The following is a 20,364-nucleotide window of genomic DNA, read 5'->3' as shown; positions in this document are numbered from 1 at the left end:
GCCGACGCGATGCCCGCTACTTCTTCCGGCTGCGCCGCCGCGCCGCGGCGACGCGGTGCACGTCGTGGGTGACCACGCCGGCCTCCGGCGCCGGCTTGGCGAAGAACGGCGGGTGTTCGAGCGTCTGCTGCATGTCGGCGAGCCCGGCGTCCCAATGTTCCTGCATCGTGCCGAGGCCGAAGGCGTAGTCCTTGAACTGCTCCTCGTACGGCTTGGCCTGGTAGATCAGGTGCACGATGTTGAACACGCGGTCGCAGATCCACGGCTCCAGCGTGGCCACCAGATCCGGATCCAGGCGGCTCTTCGGCACCTGCTGCAACAGCTCGCCGACCGCGTTGCGCAGCTTCTGGATGCGCGCGACGGTATCGGTGCCGAAGCGCGTGCGGCTGGAGAATTGGATGTCCTTCTGCCGCTCGAGCACCTCCATCAAGGTCTTCGGCAGGTCGCCGTGTGCGCTCCACAGATCGACCTGGAACACCAGGCTGTCGCGGCGCGGCGTGCCGGCCAGCACGTAGTCGAGCGGCGTATTGGAGACCAGGCCGCCGTCCCAGTAGTGCTCGCCGTCCACTTCGACGGCCGGAAACGCCGGCGGCAGCGCGCCCGACGCCATCACGTGCGCGGGGCCGATGCGCTCCACGGCCGAATCGAAATAGCGGAAGTTGCCGTTGGCGACGTTGGTCGCACCGACCGACAGGCGCACGCCGTCGTCCTCGTTGATGCGATCGAAATCGACGAAGCGCTCCAGCGTCTCGCGCAGCGGAGTCGTGTCGTAGAAGCTGGTCGCCTTCGCGCTGCCGTCGCTGAACAGGTACGGCGGCTGCTCGCGCGGACTGAAGAAGCCGCGCTGGCCCTGCACCAAGGCACCGAGCGCGCCGAGCGTGTTGGCCCAGGCGGCCAGCGCATTGCTGGCCGGCAGCCAGGCCAACGCGCTGCGCACGACGACCGCGACCGCCGGCGCGTAGGAGCCGCCCGGCTCGCAGATCGTGCGCCAGAAGTCGCGCAGCCGTTCGACCCGATGCTCGGGGGCGTTGCCGGCCAGGATCGCCGCGTTGATCGCGCCGATCGAGGTGCCGGCGAACCAGGTCGGGCGGATGTCGGCCGCGTGCATCGCCTCGTACACGCCGCACTGGTACGAACCGAGTGCGCCGCCGCCCTGCAGGACCAGGGCGACGGTCTCGTAGTCGCGTGCGGACTCCGCCGGACTCGGCGCGGGTTTCGGCTTCGCGCGCCGGCGCGACGGCGGCGGCGGTGCGCCGCGCGCCGCACGCGCACCCGCGACCTGGCGCGCCGCCGCGCCGCGACCGCGGCGGGCGGTCATTGCATGAACCAGCCGTGGCTGACGACCAGGCTCTGGCCGGTCAGCGCGTTGGTCTCGAAGCCGGCGAAGAACAGCGCCGCGGCGGCGACGTCGTCGACGGTGGTGAACTCGCCGTCGACGGTCTCCTTCAGCATGACGTTCTTGATCACCTCGGCCTCGGAGATGCCCAGTTCCTTGGCCTGTTCCGGAATCTGCTTTTCGACCAGCGGCGTGCGCACGAAGCCCGGGCAGATCACGTTCGCGCGCACACCGTGCTCGGCGCCCTCCTTGGCGACGACCTTGGCCAGGCCGACCAGCGCGTGCTTGGCGGCGACGTAGGGCGCCTTCAGCTTGGAGGCTTCCTTCGAATGCACCGAACCCATGTAGATGATCGCGCCGCCCTTGCCGCGCGCGTACATCGCGCGCAGGCAGGCGCGCGTGGTCAGGAACGCGCCGTCGAGGTGGATCGCGGTGAGCTTCTTCCAGTCCGCATAGGCGAACTTGTCGATCGGATTGACGATCTGGATGCCGGCGTTGGAAACGAGGATGTCGACCTGGCCGAACTTCTCGAGCACCGCGGCGACGCCGTCGTCGACCTCCTGTTCGTCGGTCACGTCCATCTTCACGCCCATGGCCTTGGCGCCTTTCGCGGCGAGTTCCTGCGCGGTCGCGTTGGCCGCGTCGAGGTTGATGTCGGCGATCGCCACCGCCGCGCCGTTTTCCGCGTAGACCTCGGCGATGCGCTTGCCGATGCCGCTGGCCGCGCCGGTCACGATCGCCACTTTTCCGTCGAGTCGCATGGTTTCATTCCTTACGTTGGCGCGGCACCTCGCCGCGAATGGGAAATACGGCGGCGTCGGACCGGAAAATCCGAGCCGTCCTGCAAAACAGAAAATGCGTCATTCCAGAAGCGCGGCTCCGAATGGCCGCAGCGGGGACTTGCGGAGAGGAGATCGTCCAAGACCGTCACCCATTCGCGGCAGCGATCGGGGACGATCGCAGGAGCAAGCCCAAAAAAACGGCGCCACGCGTTGCCGCGGCGGCGCCAATTGGAGTGTGAATGAAACTGATGGATATGACCGGCCGATGACGCGGAAGTTCCGCGTCGCAGCAAACTGCAGCTGAACGAGGCTCCGGATTGCGGCCTCACGGCTGGGCCGACAGCTCGTCCAGGCGCATGCGGTAGACGCCGGTCAGGCAGGCGCCGAGCTCGGAACCCGCCGTTTCCTTCTCCTTGCACGCCGCGTCGCGGCGCTGCAGCCAGGCGCGCTGCGTCGTTCGAATCGCCTGCTTGTCGGCCTCCGCTTCGACGGCGCCGAGCCGGACGCCGTAGGCCTGCGCGACCTCGCGGTCGAGCCGCGCCAGCGCCGAATCGGCGCAGACCGCCCGCTCGACCGGCGTCGCCGCCTTCGCGCAGTCGAACGAGGCGACCGGCGCGCGCCGGTCCGCGCGCAAGACGCCGTCGAGCGCCGACAGCGGGACCCTGACCTCCTGCGGACCGGCCGCATACGCGGCAACCTGGTACGGCGGAAACTTAATCTTCAGCGCATCGGACAGCAGCAGGAAATTCTCGAAGTTGCCCCAGTCCGGCCCGGCGCCGCGCCGGATCCATTGCGCATCGGTCATGCCGTCCGGGCCGCCGAGACGCTTGTCCAGGTCGGCGACGGCGAAGGCGCTGAGCTTGGCGAGCCCCTTGCGGCCGTCGAGGATCTGCGCGAGATCGACGCGCCGGCCGTCCGGCAGCAGATAGTTGTAGGTGCGGAAGAAATGGCTTCCGTGCGCGCCGCCGGTGTACGTGGATTCCGTGAACGACAGCGCCAGCACCTCGGTGTCGTTGCGCTCGACGGTGTAGGCGATGTCGAGCGTCCACGGCCCGAGCGCCGATCCCGGCTCCGGCGCCGCCTGTTTCTTGAACTGCGCGACCTCGGCGTCGATCCACGCCTTGATCTCGGTGTCGATCGCCGCGAGTCCGGTGCTCGGGTATTGCGCGGCGATCTCGTAGGCGGTCGATTTCGCCTCGACCTTGTGCGCCTCGATCCTCAGCGCTTCCGCCGCGTGCGCCTGCGTCACGAGAATCGCCGCTGCGGCGAGTACGGCCTTCATCCTTCCGAACGCCATTGCCTTCTCCTTGTCCCTGCGATCATCCACGATCGCCGTGATCTACCGCGAAACCTCGACGGTCGTCATTCCCGCGCGAACGGGAGGCGCTTCATCGAGCACCGACGGACCGGTGTCCATTCTGCTCCGGATCGCGCCCGGGAAAAGTCAAAGTGGATGACACGCGGTCATCCCTCCGCGCACCGTTGGGGCCGTTCGCTGCGCGAATGTTCGCTACGATCTTCAAGTCTTCGCCGCCCCGCATCCGCGGGAGTGATGAGTTCGCCGGATGAGGTTTCCCTTCGCGGAATGACGACCATCGAAGTCCTTCGAGGCTCCCGCGACTACTCCCGCATGCCACCCCGCGGATCGATGTCCAGATCCTTCAGCTTGCGATACAGGTGCGTGCGCTCCATGCCGACCGCCTTCGCCAACCGGCCGACACTGCCGCCGGCGGCGTCGAGCTGATGCAGCAGGTAAGCACGCTCGAACTGCTCGCGCGCCTCGCGCAGAGGCAGGCTGAAATCGATCGCCGGCGCGTCGATCGCCGCCGCCGGCGACGCCGACACCGCGGCGACCTGGCCGAGGGCGAGTTCGACCTCGTCGAGCCCGACGTCGCCGCTGCTGCCGAGCACCAGCAGGCGCTGCACCAGGTTGCGCAGCTCGCGCAGGTTGCCGGGCCACGCGTAGTGGCGCAGGCGGTTCTGCACCGCCACCGGGAAATGGCGGTACGGCAGCTTGTCGCGATTGGCGAACCAGTCCGCGTGGTAGCGCAGCAGCTCGGGAATGTCGTCGCCGCGCTCGCGCAGCGGCGGCACCGCCAGCGGCACGACCTTGAGCTGGTAGTACAGCTCTTCGCGGAAGCGCCCGGCCGCGACCAGCGATTCCAGATCCTGCGCGGTCGCCGCGATCACGCGTGCGTCGATCGCGACCGGTTCGTGGCCGCCGCAGCGGATCAGCACGCGGCGCTCGATCACGCTGGACAGGCGCAGCTGCAATTCCGGATCGAGATCGGCGACTTCGTCGAGAAACAGCGTGCCGCCGTTGGCCTGCTCGATCAGGCCTTGCTGCGAGCCGCTCGCATCCTCGGCACCGAACAGGGCCAGCGCCGCGTGCTCGCGCGCGATCGCGCCGGCGGCGACGGTGACGAACGGTCCGCTGCGCCGCGCGCTGCGCTCGTGCAGCGCACGCGCCAAGGTCTCCTTGCCGGTGCCCGGCTCGCCGTGCACCAGCACGCCGGTGTCGTGCGCGGCGAGCTTGTCGAGCTGCGTGCGCAGTGCCTGCGTCGCGCGCCCGGAACCGACCAGCTCGGCAGGCGCCGGCAATTGGCGACGCAGGCCTTCGTTCTCGCGCTTGAGCCGCCCCGCCTCGAGCGCATGGCCGACCACCAGCAGCAGCTTGGTCAGCGAAATGGGCTTCTCGATGAAGTCCCAGGCACCCAGGCGCGTCGCCTCGACCGCGGTCTCGACCGTGCCGTGACCGCTGATCATCACCACCGGGCAGGGCAGGCCGCCGCGCTCGCTCCATTCGCGCAGCAGGCTGATGCCGTCGAGATCGGGCATCCAGATGTCGAGCAGGACCACGTCCGGGCGCTGGCGGCGACGCGCCTCGCGCGCGGCCGCGGCCGATTCGGCCAGGTCGACGACGTAGCCTTCGTCTTCGAGGATGTCCTTGATCGTGGACCGGATGTCCGGCTCGTCGTCGACGACGAGGATGCGCGCGCCCGCCATAGGCCTTTCCGTTTACATGTTGCAAAAACGAGACAAGGAGAATAGCGCATCGAGCCGCGCCGGGGTGCACCGGCGCGGCTCAGAATTTCTTCAACCGCGAGCGGATCTGCCATTTGCGCCACAGATTCGCCGGCTTTCGCGCGAGCGGGCCGAGATCGCCGGCGTGCAGGCTCGCCACCGCGTCGAGCACGCGGCCACTGGAGCCGCCGTCGCGCCACGGATGGATCGAATCGGCGTAGGCGGCGAGTTCGCGCTGGAGGGCGTCCGACGGCGAGAACGCCTGCGTCAGCGCCGCGCCGAGTTCCTCCGGCGCCTGGATATCGATCATGTGCGGTTTCGGCGCGCGGTTGCGCAAGGTCACCACCGGCTTGCGCTGGACCGCGAACTCCGACACCACCGACGAGGTGTCCGACACCAGCACATCCGCCGCGCGCAAGGCCGGAATCAGCGCGTCGCTTTCGACGAAGCGCGCGTTCGGCCCGGCCAGCGCGCGGTACTCGGCGATCCAGCGCGGATCGGATTTCGGATGCAGGGTCAGCAGCCAGTAGCGCTCGCCGCCGGCGATCTGGCGCGCGATTTCCTCGCGCAGCAGCGGCGCGGAACTCAGGCTCTCGGTGAATGTGGAGGCGTACAGCACGACCGGGCGGCCGTCGGCGGGACGCAGCGCGGCGGCCTCGCCGCCGTCCGTCGCGAACAACGGATCGAGCTTCGGCCAGCCGGTCTCGACCACGGCGAAATGGCCGTGCGCGCGCGCCAGTTCGCGGAACGGCGCGGTCGTCGCGGGGCCTTGCGTGCAGTACAGGTCGAACAAGCCGCGGATGCGGAAATGACCGCGCTGGTCGGCGCGCTTCTCGACATTGAAGCCGTGGAACAGCTGCACCTTGGCGCCGGGAAAGAAATGCGGCGCCCAGTTGCTCGCCGCCAGCACCGCCTGCGGCGCCCATTGCGCGACCGCGCGCGCGTCGGTCAGGCGCCGCTCGCCTTCGCGCAGGTGCGTCGCGGCGGTCCCGGGCAGAAACCACGCCGCCTCGCCGCCGCGCGCGCGGATCGCCGCCTCGAGCGGACGCAGAATCGGCAGGGCATACAGTTCGGTGGCAAACAACAGGTAGCGAAACACGCGTGATTCCTTGCACAAACCGGTCGCCGTCGACGGCGCCGTTGGGTCTGCCCCCGCTTCCCCGCCCGCGTAGCATGTAGGCTGCGCGGCGCGAACAAAAGCCCCCGTGCGGGCACCGGCGCCGTTCGCTACCCTAGGCGCCGTACTGGGAGGCCGCCGGAGAACGCCGCAATACCACCACCGAAACGCGGCGAACAGGCCGACATTTTCCTGTGGTCCAATGCGGCCGTTCGCGGCGGCACCCCTCCCCTCTTTCCATGCGCTCGCCCATGTCCGCCAAACCCGGTCTGTCCGCCTGCATCATCACGTTGAACGAAGCGGATCGCATCGACGCCTGCCTCGACTCGCTGGCGTTCTGCGACGAGATCGTCGTGGTCGATTCCGGCTCCACCGACGGCACGCGCGAGCGCGCCGCGGCGAAGGGCGCGCGCGTGATCGAGCGTGCGTTCGACGGTTATCGCTCGCAGAAGGACTTCGCGGTCAAGGCGGCGGCGCACGACTGGGTGCTGTGCCTCGACGCCGACGAGCGCGTGACGCCGCGCCTGCGCGAATCGATCGAGAACGCCCGCGCGTCCGGATTCGCCGGCCACGCCGGCTACCGCTTCGCCCGCCTGTCGCAGTATTTCGGCGCGCCGCTGCGTCACGGCAACGCCTATCCCGATCGCGTCATGCGCCTGTTCGACCGCCGCCACGGCGGCTGGCGCGGCGGCCGCGAGATCCACGAGCACGCCAGCGTGGACGGCAAGGTGTCGACGCTGGCCGGCGATCTCGAACATCTTTCCTATCGCTCGATGTCCGACCAGCTCATGCGCCTGGAGCGCTACGCGCGCATGATGGCCGAGCACATGCACGCCAAGGGACGCCGCGCGAGCCTGCTCAACATCATCGTCAATCCGTTCTGGCGGTTTTTCCGCAGCTACGTGTTGCGCGCGGGTTTCCTCGACGGCTGGCGCGGACTGATCTACGCCTACGTCAAGGCGAACTACGTGCGGCAGAAGTTCATCAAGCTGTGGCTGCTCGGACACGGCGGACGCATCTGATCGCCGCGTTCCTCCCGCAACGAAAAAACGCCCTGTCCCGTCTTCGCAGCTCCCGACCCCGGAACCCGCGTGTGCGCGTCAGCCTGATCGTACTCACCTACAACTGGCCGCAGGCGCTGGCACTGACGCTGGCGAGCGTGGCGCGGCAGACGCGCCTGCCGGACCAGGTCGTCGTCACCGACGACGGCTCGACCGCCGACACGCGCGAGCGGCTCGAACGCGAGGCCCGCGGATTCCCGGTGCCGATTTCCTACCTGTGGCAGGAAGACAGCGGCTTCCGCGCCGCGCGCGCGCGCAACCGCGGCATCGCCGCGGCGACCGGCGACTACGTCATCATCGTCGACGGCGACATGCTGCTGCACCCGCGCTTCGTCGCCGACCACCTTGCCTTCGCGCAAGCCGGACGCTTCCTCGCCGGCGGTCGCCTGCGCGCGACGATGCGCGAATCCGCCCGTCTGCTCGGCGGCGGCGAACCGGTGTTCCGCCCCTGGATGGACGGCGAGTTCGACGCGCCGCACGATTTCCGCCGCCATCACGCCCTGCGCTGGCCGTGGCTCGCGCGACACAAGGCGCGCGGTCGGCGCGGCCGCATCATGAGCTGCAACATGAGCTTCTGGCGCGCCGATCTCGAACGCGTCAACGGCTTCGACGAGACGATGGAAGGCTACGGCAGCGAAGACCTCGAACTCGGCGCGCGATTGGAGAACGCCGGCGTCGCGCGGCGGCAGCTGAAGTTCGCCGCGCTCGCCGTGCATCTGCATCACACCTCGCGCGCACCCGACGATCCGAACGATCTTTCGATGCCCAACAACCGCATCCTGCGCGACACGCGCACGAACCGACGCACGCGCTGCGAGCGGGGGCTGGACCTGCACGCGGCCGAATTCACCATGCCGCCGCCGGACCTGCGCCAGAACGTCGCGCAAACGGAGTCGCGCGCGTGAGCCGCATCCACGTCGCCGCGCGCGACAACGGCGCCGGGCTGTCGCGCGATCTGCGCCTGCTCGCCGGCGTCCTCGAGGAGGCCGGCTTCGACGTCACCGTCAGCGCGATCGGCCAAGGCGGGCCGCGGCGCGAACTGCGGCATCTGCAGCTGCGCGCCAAGCTGGCGTGGGCGCGCTGGCGCGGCGGTCCCGCGCACGGGCGCTTCGACGTCAACATCATGTTCGAGCGCGCCTGGCGCAAGTATCCGCTGCTGGCACGGCGCAGCGCGCTGGTGCCGAACCCGGAATGGTTCAAGCCCGAGTACGCGCCGCACCTCGGCGCGGTCGATCGCGTGTTCGCCAAGACCCGCCACGCCGTGTCGATCTTCGAGGCGCTCGGCCTGCCCACCGACTACGTCGGCTTCACCAGTGGCGATCGCCGGCTCGCCGCGGTGCCGCGCGAAGCGACGTTCTTCCACCTCGCCGGCCGCAGCGGCAACAAGGGCACCCAGCCGCTGGTCGACCTGTGGCTGCGCCACCCCGAATGGCCGTCGCTGACGATCGTGCAGCGCGAAAAGCTGCCCTCGCCGCTGCCGGAGGCGGCGAATCTGCGCTACGTCACGCGCTATCTGCCGGACACGGAGCTGCGCCAGTTGCAGAACCGGCATCTGTTCCATCTGTGCCCGTCGGAAACCGAAGGCTTCGGCCATCACTTGGTCGAGGCGACCAGCGTCGGCGCGATCGTGCTGACCACCGACGCGCCGCCGATGAACGAGCTGATCCGACCCGAGCGCGGCGTGCTGGTGCCGTATGCGCGCACCGGGTCGCAGCGGCTGGCGACGACATATTTCGTCGACGACGGCGCGCTCGAGACCGCGATCGAACGCCTGCTCGCCCTCGACGCGCGCGAGCGCAAGTCGCTCAGCGAGCACGCGCGCGCCTGGTACGAACGCAACGACGCCGACTTCCGCCGCCGCCTGGTGGCCGCGGTCGACGCGCTCGCGCGCACCTGAAGCGTGCGCGGAATGGCCGCGCGAGTCCTTCGCGGTCGGCGGTGAAGCGTCAGAGCGCGGCGGTTCCGGCGATCGCGGTTTCGCCGCCGAGCGGCAATCGCAGCACGAATTCCGCGCCGCCTTGCGCGCGATTTCCCGCGCGCACGCTGCCGCCGTGCTCCTCGACGATCTTCTTGACCACCGCCAGACCCAGGCCCGTGCCTTTCGCCTTGCTGGTGGTGTACGGCTCGAACCAGCGTTCGCCGAAGTCCGGCGGCAAGCCGGGGCCATTGTCGGCCACGACGAGTTCGACCCAGTCCTGCTCGTCCACGTGGATCAGGTGTGTGCTCACCTGGATCTGCGGCTTGCGCGATTCGCCGATCGCCTCCAGCGCGTTCTTCAGCAGATTGTGCAGAGCCTGGCGCAGACGCACCGCGTCCACGCGCACCTGCGGCTCGCCCGGTGCGAAACGGCGCACCAGGCCGATGCGCTGGTCGTTCTCGTACAGGTCGAGCACCTCGCCGAGCAGCGCGTGCAGCGCGATCGGACGCGTCGCCAGCTGCGGCGGGCGCGCGTAGTCGCCGAACGCGTTGACCATCGTCTTCAGCGCCTCGACCTGGGTCACGATGGTGTGCGTGGCGCGGTCGATCAGTTCGCCCTCGTCCGGCGGCAGGCGACCCAGGAAGCGCCGACGCAATCGCTCGGCGGCGAGCTGGATCGGCGTCAGCGGATTCTTGACCTCGTGCGCGAGACGTCGCGCCACCTCACCCCAGGCGGCGTCGCGCTGCGCGCGGTTGAGCACGGTCAGGTCGTCGAACACGGCGACGTAGCCGGCCTGATCCGGCAGCGCGGCGCCGCGCAGCATCAGCATGCGGCGGCCGGCGACGGTGTCGACCACCACTTCCTCGCGCCATTCGCGCAGGTTCTCGCGCAGGTGCCGCGCGAGCGGATCGACGAAGGCGGCGAGATCGGCCCGCTCGTTCTTCAGCTCGACCGCGCTGCGTCCGACGTAGCGTGACAGCGTCACGCCGAGGATCGCCTCGGCCGCGCGGTTGGCCACGCGCAGGCGGCCGTCGCCGTCGAAGCCGAGCACGCCGGCCGACAGACGCTCGAGCACCGCTTCGAGCCAGGCGCGCTGCTGTTCGGTCTCGCGCGTGCTCTTCTGCGCGCGCGAACTGGCGAACTCGAGTTCGCGCGTCATCTCGGCGAACGAACGCACCAGGAAACCGAGTTCGTCGTCGCTGGCCGGCGGCAGCGGCGTGTCGTAGCGGCCGGCGCCGACCGCACGCGTCGCGGCCGCGAGACGGCCGACCGGCGCGACCAGCCGTCGCGCGACGCCGAACGCGGCGAGCACGACGACCAGCACCGACAGCAACAGCACGAAGGTCAGGATCAGGGCGAAGGTCAGCTTGAGCGAACCGCGCAGGAATTTCAGGCGCTGGAAATCGAAGCTCGCGCTCTCCACCCCGCGCGTCAGCGGCTGCAGACGCTCCGGCAGTGGAAACAGGCCCTGCAGCAGCCGCTGTCCGCGGCGCACGTCGCCGTCCGCGGTGATCGGCAGCACCACGCGCAGCACCAGCGCGTCGCCCAGCGGCTCCGCCGCTGCGTAGCGGCGCTCGCCCTGCACGCGCATCAGCAGCGCGCTGTCGGGCAGCGGCGGATCGAGATGGCGCGGATCGGAACTCGCGGTGGCCTGCACGCGGCCGTCGTCGCCGAACACGGCCAGCTGGGTCGCACCGAGGCGGTCGATCTCCGCGTCGAGCACGTCCTGCGCCGACGCCGCCGGCTCCTCGGCGAGCCGCGCGGCGAGCGCCGTGCTCGCGCTTTCCGCCATGCGCAGGCGCTCGTCGACGACGATGCGGCCGATCTCGAGCGCGTTGTCGAGCCCTTGTTCGAGGCGCACGCTGAACCAGTTCTCCACCGTGGCGTCGAGGAAGCGCAGCGCGAAACCGTACACGACCACGATCGACGGCACCGCGAGCAGGATCAGCATGCGCAGCAGACGCCGGTTCAGGCGCGCGCCGGGCGTGCCGCGGTGGATGTCCGCGCGCAACCGCCACAAGCGTTGGCCGATCGCCAGCACCAGCACCGCCAGCGCGACGATCGCCGCGCCGAGCACCCAGCGGTAGTGCGCGGCGAAACGCACGCTGTCGCTGGCGGCGTCCTCGGCCAGCTTCAACGAAGCGAGCAGCAGCGCCGCGACGGCCAAAGCCGGCAGCGCGCGGCGCAGGAAGAAGTTCAGCGCGCCGCGAGCGTCCATGCGTAGTTCGCGGAAGCGAGGCGCCAGGCCGGCTCGAACAGTGCCGGCAGGCGCAGCGCGCCCGGCAGCGCGGCCGGATCGAGCCGCGCGGACACCGACAGCGGCGTGGTCGCCGGCAGCTCGGCGAAGCTGGCCGGAAGGTCGAAGCGCAGTGCGCCGAGCGCGGCGACCAGGTAGGCCGGCGTCGGATAGCTGCGCGGATCGGTGCCGCCGCCTTCGCGCAATTGATAACGGCGCGACAGCGGGAAGTAGCGCAGCTCGACGCGCCGCGTCTGCATCTGCGCGTGCGGCCAGCGCCCCGCCTGGAGATCGACCTGCAGGGTGATCGGAATGCCGTGCTCGAGCGCGTCCTGCACCGGCCCGCTGAGGCGGCAGTCGAGGCTGAGCTCGAGCGCGGCCACGCCGGCGCCGGCGATCAGCCGCGCGTTGCGCACGACCAGGCTGCCCGGCTGCTGCTGGCGGATCGCATCGCAGCCGGTCAGCGCGAACGCGGCGAGCAGCACCGCGCTAAGCGTTCTTCTTCTCGAGCACCGCATAGTAGAAACCGTCCATGCCGCCCTCGCCCGGCAGGTTCTGGCGGCCACTGCCGGCGGCGTGGCCGTAGCGCTGCGGCAACGGCAGCGCGCGCGCATCATCGCAAGCGGCGAGGAATTCGGCGAGCACCGCTTCGTTCTCGGCGCGCAGCAGCGAGCAGGTCGCATAGACCAGCCGCCCGCCCGGCGCCAGCAGCGGCCACAGCGCGGACAGCAGACGTCCCTGCAGCGCCGCGAGCGGGGCGACGTCGGCGCCGCGGCGGTGCAGCTTGATGTCGGGCTGGCGCCGCACGATGCCGGTGGCCGAGCACGGCGCGTCGAGCAGGATGCGCTCGAATGCGCGGCCGTCCCACCACGTCGAAGGCAGCGTCGCGTCCCCGCTGCGCAGTTCGGCGCGCAGGCCCAGGCGCGCGAGGTTCTCGCCGACGCGAACGAGGCGCTTCTCGTCGCTGTCCAGCGCCAGCAGATCGACGGCCGCGCGTTCGAGCGCGTGCGCGGCCTTGCCGCCCGGCGCCGAGCAGGCGTCGAGCACGCGTTGGCCGTCGGCGAGATCGAGCAGATCGGCGACGCGCTGCGCGGCGCCGTCCTGCACCGAGAAGGCGCCTTCGGCGTAGCCGGGCAGGCGCGACACCTCGGAGCTTTCGGCGAGCACGATCGCCTCGGGCAGCTCCTCGTGCGCGTCGGCCTGGATTTCCGCCGCGCGCAGGCGCTCGAGCAGTTCGTCGCGCGTCGCGCGACGCCGGTTCACGCGCAAGGTCAGCGGTGCCTCGCGATTGTTCGCGGCGAGGATCGCGGCGGCCTGCTCCGGCCAGTCGCGACGGATCGCCTCGATCAGCCAGCGCGGGTGCGCGCTCGTGCCGACGGGATCGGCATCGAGCTTCGCCTCCAGTTCGCCGCGCTCGCGCATCCAGCGCCGCAGCAGCGCGTTGACCAATCCGGCGTAGTGCGGCTGGCCGAGCGCGCGCGCGGCGTCGACGCAGGACGCGACCACGGCGTAGTCGGCCAGTCCGAGCGTCGTGAGCTGGGCGAGGCCGACCACGAGCAGCGCGCGGATCTCGCGCGCTTTCGGCGGCAAGGGCTTTTCGGTCAGCAAGGCGACGGCCGCGTCGAAGCGCAGCCACCAGCGCGACGCTTCGAACAGCGACGCCGCCAGCAGGGCACGGTCGCGCGGGTCGGCGACGCGCGGATTGGCGTCGGCCAGGGCCGTGCGCAGCGAAGTGCCGTCGAACACGATGCGCGCCAGCGCACGCGCCGCCTCGACGCGCACCGCCGCTCCGGGTGTCGCCGTCAGCGGCTTTCCGCCCCGCTTCGGCTGGCGCGGCGCGCTCATCGGATCGCCAGGTCGCGGCGCGCGTTGAGCCAGTCGCGCACGCCGATGCGGCGACCGCCTTCGCGTTGCAGCTCGCGAATGCGCAGCAGGCCGTCGCCGGTGGCGACGTCGATCGCGTCGCGATGCGTCGCGACGATCGCGCCGGGCGCGGCATCGACGGCTTGCGCGATCGGCTCGGCCGCCCACAGGCGCAGGCGTTCGCCGTGCAGCTCGGCTTCGGCGACCGGCCACGGATCGAACGCGCGCACCTTGCGCGCGAGCGCGGCGGCGGATTCGTTCCAATCCAGCCGCGCTTCGGCCTTGTCCAGCTTGTGCGCGTAGGTGACGCCCTGCTCGGGCTGCGGCGTCGCCGCCAACGCTTCGCCGCGTACGACGCGCGCGAGTCCGTCGCCCAGAACCTCGGCGCCGAGCGCGGCGAGACGATCGTGCAGCGTGCCGCCGGTGTCCTGCGGCGCGATCGGCGTGCGCCGTTCGAGCAATACCGGCCCGGTGTCGAGGCCCGCTTCCATCTGCATCAGATCGACGCCGGTCTCGGCATCGCCGGCGAGGATCGCGCGCTGGATCGGCGCCGCTCCGCGCCAGCGCGGCAGCAGCGAGGCATGCACGTTCCAGCAGCCGAGCCGCGGCAGCGCGAGCACCGACTTCGGCAGGATCAGCCCGTAGGCCACCACGACGATCAGGTCCGGCGCGTAGGCGCGCAAACGCGCGCGCGCTTGCGCATCGCGCAGCGTTTCCGGCTGCTCGACCGCCAGACCGGCCGCAGACGCGGCCTGCTTGACCGGACTCGGCGTGAGCTGGCGTCCGCGCCCGGCCGGACGATCCGGCTGCGTATAGACCGCAACCACTTCGGCGCCGCTGGCGAGGCAGGCGCGCAGCGAAGGGACGGCGAAATCGGGGGTGCCGGCGAAGACGAGGCGCATGGAAGAGCGGGGATTGGCGATTCGGGATTGGTGATTCGGAGAAGCTTACATGTTCGGCAGGCTTCCCAATCCCAATCCCGGCACTCAAGCGCTTTGCTTGCGCTTCTTCTCCATCCGCTTGAGCAGCAGCGAGCGCTTCAGCGGCGAGAGGTAGTCGACGAACAGTTTGCCGACGAGGTGGTCCATCTCGTGCTGGATGCAGACGGCGAGCGGACCTTCGACGTCGAGCGTGAATTCCTTGCCGTCGGCGTCCTTCGCGGCGACCTTGATGTGCAGCGCGCGGTCGACATCGGCGAAGATGCCGGGGAACGAGAGGCAGCCTTCCTGGTAGACCTGCTCGCCGTCCTTCTCCAGGATGCGCGGATTGATCAGTACCAGCGGCTTGTCGCCGTTCTCGGACATGTCGGCGACCAGCAGCTGCTGGTGCACGTTGACCTGGGTGGCGGCGAGACCGACGCCGGGGGCGGCGTACATGGTCTCGAACATGTCGGCGACGAGCTGCTTGAGCGCGGCGTCGAAGACGGTCACCGGTTGGGCGACGGTGCGCAGACGCGGGTCGGGGAATTCGAGGATGGTCAGCTTGGACATAATGTGGAAAGCGCGGGCGGGAGGCTCGCTTCGGGATTCTCGCGACCCGGGACGATCGCACCGGTAACCCAGATGCGGCCGTCTCGACCGCTCGCAAGGTGGATCGAAACGCGATTCTAACGCTTCCGGCGCTCGCCGGCCTCCAGATCGCGGCGCGCGCGGTATTTTGCGATCTCTGTCGTTTTTTCCTCCTTAACCTTTCATATACACTTCCCAAGCCATTGGGGAACAGGGGTTTGGCGACCATGCTTAAAAAACTTCTTGCGGTTTCCGCCGGGTTGCTGCTCGCCCTGTCCGTCTACGCGGCTACCACCGAATGGACGAAGGACCGGCCGGACCGCTACGTCGTCAAGAAGGGCGACACGCTGTGGGACATCTCCGCGCGCTTCCTGCGAAAGCCGTGGCACTGGCCCGAGATCTGGCAGGACAACCCGCAGGTGCGCAATCCGCACCTGATCTACCCCGGCGACGAGCTGGTGCTGAACGGCGGCCGCGTCGGCCACGGTTCCGGCTCCATCGGGCCTCACGCGCGCGTCAGCCAGGACGAGGACGCGATTCCCGCGATCCCGCTGTCGGCGTTGAAGCAGTGGCTCAAGCACACGCGTATCGTCGGCGAAGACGACTACGCGAACGCGCCGCACGTCGTCGGCATCGAGGAGAACCAGCTGCGCGGCGCGGCCGGCCAGCTGGTCTACATCCGCGGACTCGCCGCGCAACCCGGCCAGCGCCTGGCCCTCGTGCGCCCGATCGGCCGCTACTACGACATGCCGCCGGAAGACGAAGGTCGCCCGCGCGAGGTCTATCGCCAGGGCACCGGCCGCCCGTTCGACAAGCCCGACGAGCGCGACGGCCGCCCCGCGATGCTGTGGCGCCACGGCCCGATCGAACGCACCCTGGCCGGCAACGTGCGCTTCCTCGGCTACGAGATGATCGATTTCGGCATCGTCGAGGTCACGCGCAGCGCCGACGTGTCCTCGGCCCTGGTCACCTATTCGGATTTCGAAGTGCGCCCCGGCGACTACGTGCTGCCGATCGACGAGAAGCCCTACGACGACCAGTACGCGCCGCACGCGCCGGCCCAGGTGCCGGAGAACATGCGCGTGATCGCCTTCAGCGACGCGCTCAACGCGGTCGGCCCGCGCCAGGTGGTCGCGCTCTCGCGCGGCAGCGAGGACGGCATCGACAACGGCACGACCCTCAGCATCTACCACCCGGGCGAACAGGTCGTCGATCGTACCGACTATCCCGAAGCCAGCTTCCGCAAGTTCTTCAACCCGCGCGACTCGAAGGTCACCCTGCCGCCGGAATTCATCGGCCACGTGATGGTGTTCCGCACCTTCCAGCGCGTCAGCTACGGCCTGGTCATGGACGCGGTCAAGCCGATCCACGTCGGCGATTTCCTGCACGATCCGGACAAGACGCCGTAAGAGCCGTGATTGGGGATTCGTGATTGGTGATTCGGGAGAGCAAGCCGTGAGGACGTGCAGACGGACGGCTTGACCGAATCACGAATCACCGATCACCGCTCTTTTCCTACACGACCTCGCGACAAGTTTCCGCCGCGCCCGCTCGCGGCGCGCAGCTAGACTGCCGCGATGGACGTCGAAGCGAACCGCGCCGAGCTCGAGGCCTGGCTGATCCTGCTGCGCACACCGGGCATCGGGCCTGCGACGCTGCGCGAGCTGATCGCCGCGCGCGGCACTGCCCAAGCCGCGCTCGCGGCCGCGCGCCGTGGCGAGCTGCCGCGCTCGCTGGAGGACGCCGGTCGCGACTGGCTGCGTATACCCGACGGTGGCCTCCTCGCCGCCGATCTGGCCTGGCTGGCCGAACCGGCGCACTTCCTGCTGACCTGTGACGGCGAGGATTTTCCCGCGCTGCTGCAGGAGATCCCGTCCGCGCCCGCGGCGCTGTTCGTCGTCGGCGAGCCTGGCCTGCTGTGGCAACCGCAGATCGCGATCGTCGGCAGCCGCAGTGCGAGCCAGGGCGGTCTGGCCACCGCGACGTCGTTCGCCCGCGCGCTGAGCGCGGTCGGCTTCGTCGTCACCAGCGGACTCGCCGAGGGCATCGACGGCGCCGCGCATGCGGCCGCGCTCGACGCCGGCGGCACCACCGTCGCCGTGCTCGGCACCGGACCGGACCTGGTCTATCCGCCCAGGCATCGCGAACTCGCGGCGCGCGTGCGCGCGCACGGCGCCCTGGTCAGCGAATTCCCACCCGGCACGCCGGGCAGCCCCGTCCATTTCCCGCGCCGCAACCGCATCATCGCCGGGCTCGCGCTCGGCACCCTGGTCGTCGAAGCCAGCCTCCGCTCGGGCTCGCTGATCACCGCGCGCAACGCGGCCGAGGCCGGTCGCGAGGTGTTCGCGATCCCGGGCTCGATCCACAACCCGCTCGCGCGCGGCTGCCACCGGCTGATCCGCGACGGCGCCAAGCTGGTCGAGACGGTCGAGGAAGTCGCCGCGGAACTCGCGCCGCTGGCGCAGGGCCTCGGCGCGCGGCTGCGCGAGCGGTTGGCGTCGCCGCCGACTGCCACGACGTCGTCCACGAGCCCGGCGCGCGCGGACGATCCGGATTACGCGGCGCTGCTCGCCGCACTCGGCCACGATGCCGTCGGCGTCGACCAGCTCGCCGCCCGCACTGGCCTGCCGGTCCCGGCGCTGGCGTCGATGCTGCTGATGCTCGAACTCGAAGGCGAGGTGGTCGCCAGCGGCGGTGGCACTTATGCACGGCGGCTGGGCTCCTGAAATGCGCGAACGTCGATCCAATGGCCCGCGACCGCAGGCCGGAACCGCCGCACGAGCGGGAGCGGCCTCGCGAACGCCCGCCCTCCCGAGCCATAATTTGCAATGAAAACAGTTATTTGGAATCGAATCGCAGGTGCTCCACAGCCGCGTTGAGCCACTCGCTTCGCTTGACACCCCGCCGGCCCCATGTATCCACTAGAGAAAGAACGACGAGGAACGCGACGCGCTCGTCACCTGGCTTTTACCGCTGACGCGCATCATCCGCGCGGGTGTCCGGCCGCTACCGGCCGGACGCCGACCAAGGACTCCCGATGGCAAAGAATCTCCTGATCGTCGAATCGCCGGCGAAGGCGAAGACGATCAACAAGTATCTCGGCAAGGACTTCCACGTGCTGGCGTCCTACGGCCACGTGCGCGACCTGGTGCCGAAGGAAGGCGCGGTCGATCCCGAGCGCGACTTCGCGATGAACTACGAGGTCATCGACCGCAACGAAAAACACGTCGACGCGATCGCGAAGGCGGCCAAAGTGGCCGACGCCCTGTATCTGGCGACCGACTTGGATCGCGAAGGCGAGGCGATCTCCTGGCACATCGCCGAGATCCTGAAGTCGCGCAAGCTGCTCGACGGCAAGACGCTGCATCGCGTCGTGTTCAGCGAGATCACGCCGCGCGCGATCAAGGAAGCGGTGGCGCATCCGCGCCAGCTCTCGATGGACCTGGTCAACGCACAGCAGGCGCGCCGCGCGCTCGACTACCTGGTCGGCTTCAACCTGTCGCCGGTGCTGTGGCGCAAGGTGCAGCGCGGCCTCTCCGCCGGCCGCGTGCAGTCGCCGGCGCTGCGCATGATCGTCGAGCGCGAGGAAGAGATCGAGGCGTTCAAGGCGCGCGAATACTGGACGATCGAAGCGGACTGCGCGCATCCGGACCAGGCCTTCAAGGCACGCCTGACCAAGCTGCGCGGCAAGAAGTTCGAGCAGTTCGACCTGACCAACGAGGCCGACGCGCACGCCGCGCGCGACGCGCTGCTGCGCTCCGCGCAAGGGCGCCTGGTCGTCGCCAACGTCGAGTCGAAGGAGCGCAAGCGCCGCCCGTCGCCGCCGTTCACCACCTCGACCCTGCAGCAGGAGGCCGCGCGCAAGCTCGGTTTCTCGACCAGCCGCACGATGAAGATCGCGCAGGGCCTGTACGAAGGCGTCGCGCTCGGCGACGAGGGCGTGGTCGGCCTGATCACCTACATGCGTACCGACGCGGTGTCGCTGTCGATGGACGCGATCACCGAGCTGCGCGAAGTCATCGGCCGTGACTACGGCGCGCGCGCGCTGCCCGAGCAGCCGCATTTCTACCGCAACAAGTCCAAGAACGCGCAGGAAGCGCACGAAGCGATCCGCCCGACCTCGGCCCTGCACCGGCCGAAGGACATCGCGGCCTACCTCAACGACGAACAGCGCAAGCTCTACGAGCTGATCTGGAAGCGCGCGCTGGCCAGCCAGATGCAGCACGCGACGCTGAACACGGTCTCGGTCGACCTCGACGCCGGCGGCGATTCGATGTTCCGCGCCAGCGGCACGACCGTGGTCGATCCGGGCTTCCTCGCCGTGTACGAGGAAGGCCGCGACGCGAAGAACGCCGAGGACGAGGACGAGGGCCGCAAGCTGCCGGCGATGACGATCGGCGAAGCCGTGCCGCTGGCCGCGATCGAGGCCGACCAGCACTTCACCGAGCCGCCGCCGCGCTATTCCGAGGCCTCGCTGGTGAAAGCGCTGGAGGAATACGGCATCGGCCGCCCGTCGACCTACGCCAGCATCATCCAGGTGCTGCTCAATCGCGAATACGTGATCCTCGAATCGCGCCGCTTCCGGCCGACCGACGTCGGCCGCGCGGTCGGCAAGTTCCTGTCCGGGCACTTCGCGCAGTACGTCGACTACGACTTCACCGCCAAGCTCGAGGACGAACTCGACGCGGTCAGTCGCGGCGAAGAGGACTGGGTACCGCTGCTGACGAAGTTCTGGAAGCCGTTCAAGGCGACCGTCGACGACAAGAACGAGACCGTCGACCGCTCCGAGGCGACCGGCGCACGCGAGCTCGGCGTCGATCCGAAGTCCGGCAAGCCGGTGCAGGTGCGCCTCGGCCGCTACGGGCCGTTCGCGCAGATCGGTAGCAAGGACGACGAGGACAAGCCGAAGTTCGCGAGCCTGCGCACCGGCCAGAGCATGCACACGATCACGCTGGAGGAGGCGCTGGAGCTGTTCAAGCTGCCGCGCAACCTCGGCAAGGCCGACGACGGCGAGGAGATCACGGTCGGCGTCGGCCGCTTCGGCCCGTTCGTCAAGCACGGCTCGATGTACGCTTCGCTGCAGCCCGGCGACGACCCGTACACGATCGAACTGCCGCGCGCGCTGGAACTGATCCGCGCCAAGATCGAGGCCGCCGCGAACCGCATCATCCAGGACTTCGGCAACGGCGTTCAGGTGCTGAACGGCCGCTACGGACCGTACATCACCGACGGTGAGAAGAATGCGCGCATCCCGAAGGACAAGGAACCGCGCGAACTGACCGAGGCCGAGTGCGTCGACTTGCTCGCCGCGGCGCCGAACCGTCCCAAGCGCGGTGGCGGACGCTTCGGCAAGGGCAAGGCGGCGAAGACCGCGGCAGCGGCGGAGAAGGCTCCGAAGAAAACCGCGGCGAAGAAGGCTCCCGTCAAGAAAGCGCCGGCTAAGAAAGCCGCCAAGAAGACCGCAACGAAGAAAGCCGCGGCGAAGAAGGTCTCGACGTCGTGAATCGGAATCGGCCGCC

At 69.7% G+C, this 20,364-nt stretch carries 16 protein-coding genes; 6 read left to right on the top strand and 10 right to left on the bottom strand.

All coding sequences use genetic code 11. The features are described 5' to 3' along the window. Nucleotides 1-16: 16 nt before the first annotated feature. The 5 genes from J7520_RS02955 to J7520_RS02935 form a co-directional block, all read right to left on the bottom strand. A complete protein-coding gene (locus tag J7520_RS02955) occupies nucleotides 17-1,318 on the bottom strand; it encodes a patatin-like phospholipase family protein (RefSeq protein WP_291183711.1) in 1,302 nt (433 codons plus the stop codon). Beyond that, nucleotides 1,315-2,097 (bottom strand): 3-hydroxybutyrate dehydrogenase, encoded by a 783-nt coding sequence (locus tag J7520_RS02950; RefSeq protein WP_291183708.1) that lies wholly within the window; start codon nucleotides 2,095-2,097, stop codon nucleotides 1,315-1,317. The genes J7520_RS02955 and J7520_RS02950 overlap by 4 nt, the downstream gene beginning before the upstream one ends. Before the next feature lie 346 nt (nucleotides 2,098-2,443). Continuing rightward, nucleotides 2,444-3,415 carry a DUF3298 domain-containing protein gene (locus J7520_RS02945; RefSeq protein ID WP_291183706.1) on the bottom strand — a complete coding sequence of 324 codons (972 nt, stop codon included), beginning with the start codon at nucleotides 3,413-3,415 and terminating at the stop codon, nucleotides 2,444-2,446. A gap of 323 nt (nucleotides 3,416-3,738) precedes the next feature. Then, on the bottom strand, nucleotides 3,739-5,124 hold the full coding sequence (locus J7520_RS02940; RefSeq protein WP_291183704.1) for a sigma-54 dependent transcriptional regulator: 1,386 nt from the start codon (nucleotides 5,122-5,124) through the stop codon (nucleotides 3,739-3,741). A gap of 79 nt (nucleotides 5,125-5,203) precedes the next feature. Further along, nucleotides 5,204-6,241, bottom strand: a complete 1,038-nt coding sequence (locus J7520_RS02935) for a CDP-glycerol glycerophosphotransferase family protein (protein WP_291183701.1) — start codon at nucleotides 6,239-6,241, stop codon at nucleotides 5,204-5,206. A gap of 269 nt (nucleotides 6,242-6,510) precedes the next feature. On the opposite strand from J7520_RS02935, the gene J7520_RS02930 reads away from it, so the two are divergent. The 3 genes from J7520_RS02930 to J7520_RS02920 all read left to right on the top strand — a co-directional run bounded on the left by J7520_RS02930 (nucleotide 6,511) and on the right by J7520_RS02920 (nucleotide 9,217). Beyond that, nucleotides 6,511-7,281 (top strand): glycosyltransferase family 2 protein, encoded by a 771-nt coding sequence (locus tag J7520_RS02930; protein WP_291183698.1) that lies wholly within the window; start codon nucleotides 6,511-6,513, stop codon nucleotides 7,279-7,281. 71 nt (nucleotides 7,282-7,352) lie between these two features. After that, complete coding sequence (locus tag J7520_RS02925) at nucleotides 7,353-8,225, top strand: glycosyltransferase family 2 protein (RefSeq protein ID WP_291183695.1); 873 nt, start codon at nucleotides 7,353-7,355, stop codon at nucleotides 8,223-8,225. Then, nucleotides 8,222-9,217 (top strand): glycosyltransferase, encoded by a 996-nt coding sequence (locus J7520_RS02920; RefSeq protein WP_291183692.1) that lies wholly within the window; start codon nucleotides 8,222-8,224, stop codon nucleotides 9,215-9,217. Before J7520_RS02925 ends, J7520_RS02920 begins: the two co-directional genes overlap by 4 nt. 49 nt (nucleotides 9,218-9,266) lie before the next feature. Here the strand turns inward: J7520_RS02920 and J7520_RS02915 are convergent, their stop codons facing one another. The 5 genes from J7520_RS02915 to def all read right to left on the bottom strand — a co-directional run bounded on the left by J7520_RS02915 (nucleotide 9,267) and on the right by def (nucleotide 14,827). Next, a complete protein-coding gene (locus J7520_RS02915; RefSeq protein ID WP_291183690.1) occupies nucleotides 9,267-11,456 on the bottom strand; it encodes an ATP-binding protein in 2,190 nt (729 codons plus the stop codon). Continuing rightward, on the bottom strand, nucleotides 11,435-11,959 hold the full coding sequence (locus J7520_RS02910) for a DUF4390 domain-containing protein (RefSeq protein WP_291183687.1): 525 nt from the start codon (nucleotides 11,957-11,959) through the stop codon (nucleotides 11,435-11,437). Before J7520_RS02910 ends, J7520_RS02915 begins: the two co-directional genes overlap by 22 nt. Nucleotides 11,960-11,963: 4 nt before the next feature. Next, the gene (gene rsmB, locus J7520_RS02905; protein WP_291183684.1) at nucleotides 11,964-13,319 is read right to left on the bottom strand and encodes a 16S rRNA (cytosine(967)-C(5))-methyltransferase RsmB; all 1,356 of its coding nucleotides are present in this window, start codon (nucleotides 13,317-13,319) and stop codon (nucleotides 11,964-11,966) included. Next, the gene (fmt, locus tag J7520_RS02900; RefSeq protein WP_291183681.1) at nucleotides 13,316-14,239 is read right to left on the bottom strand and encodes a methionyl-tRNA formyltransferase; all 924 of its coding nucleotides are present in this window, start codon (nucleotides 14,237-14,239) and stop codon (nucleotides 13,316-13,318) included. Before fmt ends, rsmB begins: the two co-directional genes overlap by 4 nt. Before the next feature lie 84 nt (nucleotides 14,240-14,323). Next, the gene (def, locus tag J7520_RS02895; RefSeq protein WP_291183679.1) at nucleotides 14,324-14,827 is read right to left on the bottom strand and encodes a peptide deformylase; all 504 of its coding nucleotides are present in this window, start codon (nucleotides 14,825-14,827) and stop codon (nucleotides 14,324-14,326) included. Between the two features lie 245 nt (nucleotides 14,828-15,072). Here def and J7520_RS02890 point away from each other — a divergent pair, with 245 nt between their 5' ends. From J7520_RS02890 to J7520_RS02880, 3 genes are all read left to right on the top strand, one after another. After that, a complete protein-coding gene (locus J7520_RS02890; RefSeq protein WP_291183676.1) occupies nucleotides 15,073-16,254 on the top strand; it encodes a LysM domain-containing protein in 1,182 nt (393 codons plus the stop codon). A 168-nt stretch (nucleotides 16,255-16,422) separates the two neighbouring features. Next, nucleotides 16,423-17,571 carry a DNA-processing protein DprA gene (gene dprA / locus J7520_RS02885; protein WP_291183673.1) on the top strand — a complete coding sequence of 383 codons (1,149 nt, stop codon included), beginning with the start codon at nucleotides 16,423-16,425 and terminating at the stop codon, nucleotides 17,569-17,571. A 311-nt stretch (nucleotides 17,572-17,882) separates the two neighbouring features. Beyond that, nucleotides 17,883-20,348: a DNA topoisomerase I gene (locus J7520_RS02880; protein WP_291183671.1), complete on the top strand. Its 2,466-nt coding sequence runs from the start codon at nucleotides 17,883-17,885 to the stop codon at nucleotides 20,346-20,348. Nucleotides 20,349-20,364: the final 16 nt, after the last annotated feature.

The organism is Dokdonella sp. (genome assembly GCF_017744955.1).
Lineage (GTDB): Bacteria > Pseudomonadota > Gammaproteobacteria > Xanthomonadales > Rhodanobacteraceae > Dokdonella_A.
This window is presented reverse-complemented; position numbering and strand designations above follow the sequence as displayed.

What these genes read in the sequence shown, in the direction of transcription:
- def (WP_291183679.1), bottom strand. Translation starts at nt 14,827, where the DNA reads ATGTCCAAGCTGACCATCCTCGAATTCCCCGACCCGCGTCTGCGCACC.
- J7520_RS02950 (WP_291183708.1), bottom strand. Translation starts at nt 2,097, where the DNA reads ATGCGACTCGACGGAAAAGTGGCGATCGTGACCGGCGCGGCCAGCGGC.
- J7520_RS02890 (WP_291183676.1), top strand. Translation starts at nt 15,073, where the DNA reads ATGCTTAAAAAACTTCTTGCGGTTTCCGCCGGGTTGCTGCTCGCCCTG.
- rsmB (WP_291183684.1), bottom strand. Translation starts at nt 13,319, where the DNA reads ATGAGCGCGCCGCGCCAGCCGAAGCGGGGCGGAAAGCCGCTGACGGCG.
- fmt (WP_291183681.1), bottom strand. Translation starts at nt 14,239, where the DNA reads ATGCGCCTCGTCTTCGCCGGCACCCCCGATTTCGCCGTCCCTTCGCTG.
- J7520_RS02915 (WP_291183690.1), bottom strand. Translation starts at nt 11,456, where the DNA reads ATGGACGCTCGCGGCGCGCTGAACTTCTTCCTGCGCCGCGCGCTGCCG.
- J7520_RS02945 (WP_291183706.1), bottom strand. Translation starts at nt 3,415, where the DNA reads ATGGCGTTCGGAAGGATGAAGGCCGTACTCGCCGCAGCGGCGATTCTC.
- J7520_RS02940 (WP_291183704.1), bottom strand. Translation starts at nt 5,124, where the DNA reads ATGGCGGGCGCGCGCATCCTCGTCGTCGACGACGAGCCGGACATCCGG.
- dprA (WP_291183673.1), top strand. Translation starts at nt 16,423, where the DNA reads ATGGACGTCGAAGCGAACCGCGCCGAGCTCGAGGCCTGGCTGATCCTG.
- J7520_RS02955 (WP_291183711.1), bottom strand. Translation starts at nt 1,318, where the DNA reads ATGACCGCCCGCCGCGGTCGCGGCGCGGCGGCGCGCCAGGTCGCGGGT.
- J7520_RS02880 (WP_291183671.1), top strand. Translation starts at nt 17,883, where the DNA reads ATGGCAAAGAATCTCCTGATCGTCGAATCGCCGGCGAAGGCGAAGACG.
- J7520_RS02930 (WP_291183698.1), top strand. Translation starts at nt 6,511, where the DNA reads ATGTCCGCCAAACCCGGTCTGTCCGCCTGCATCATCACGTTGAACGAA.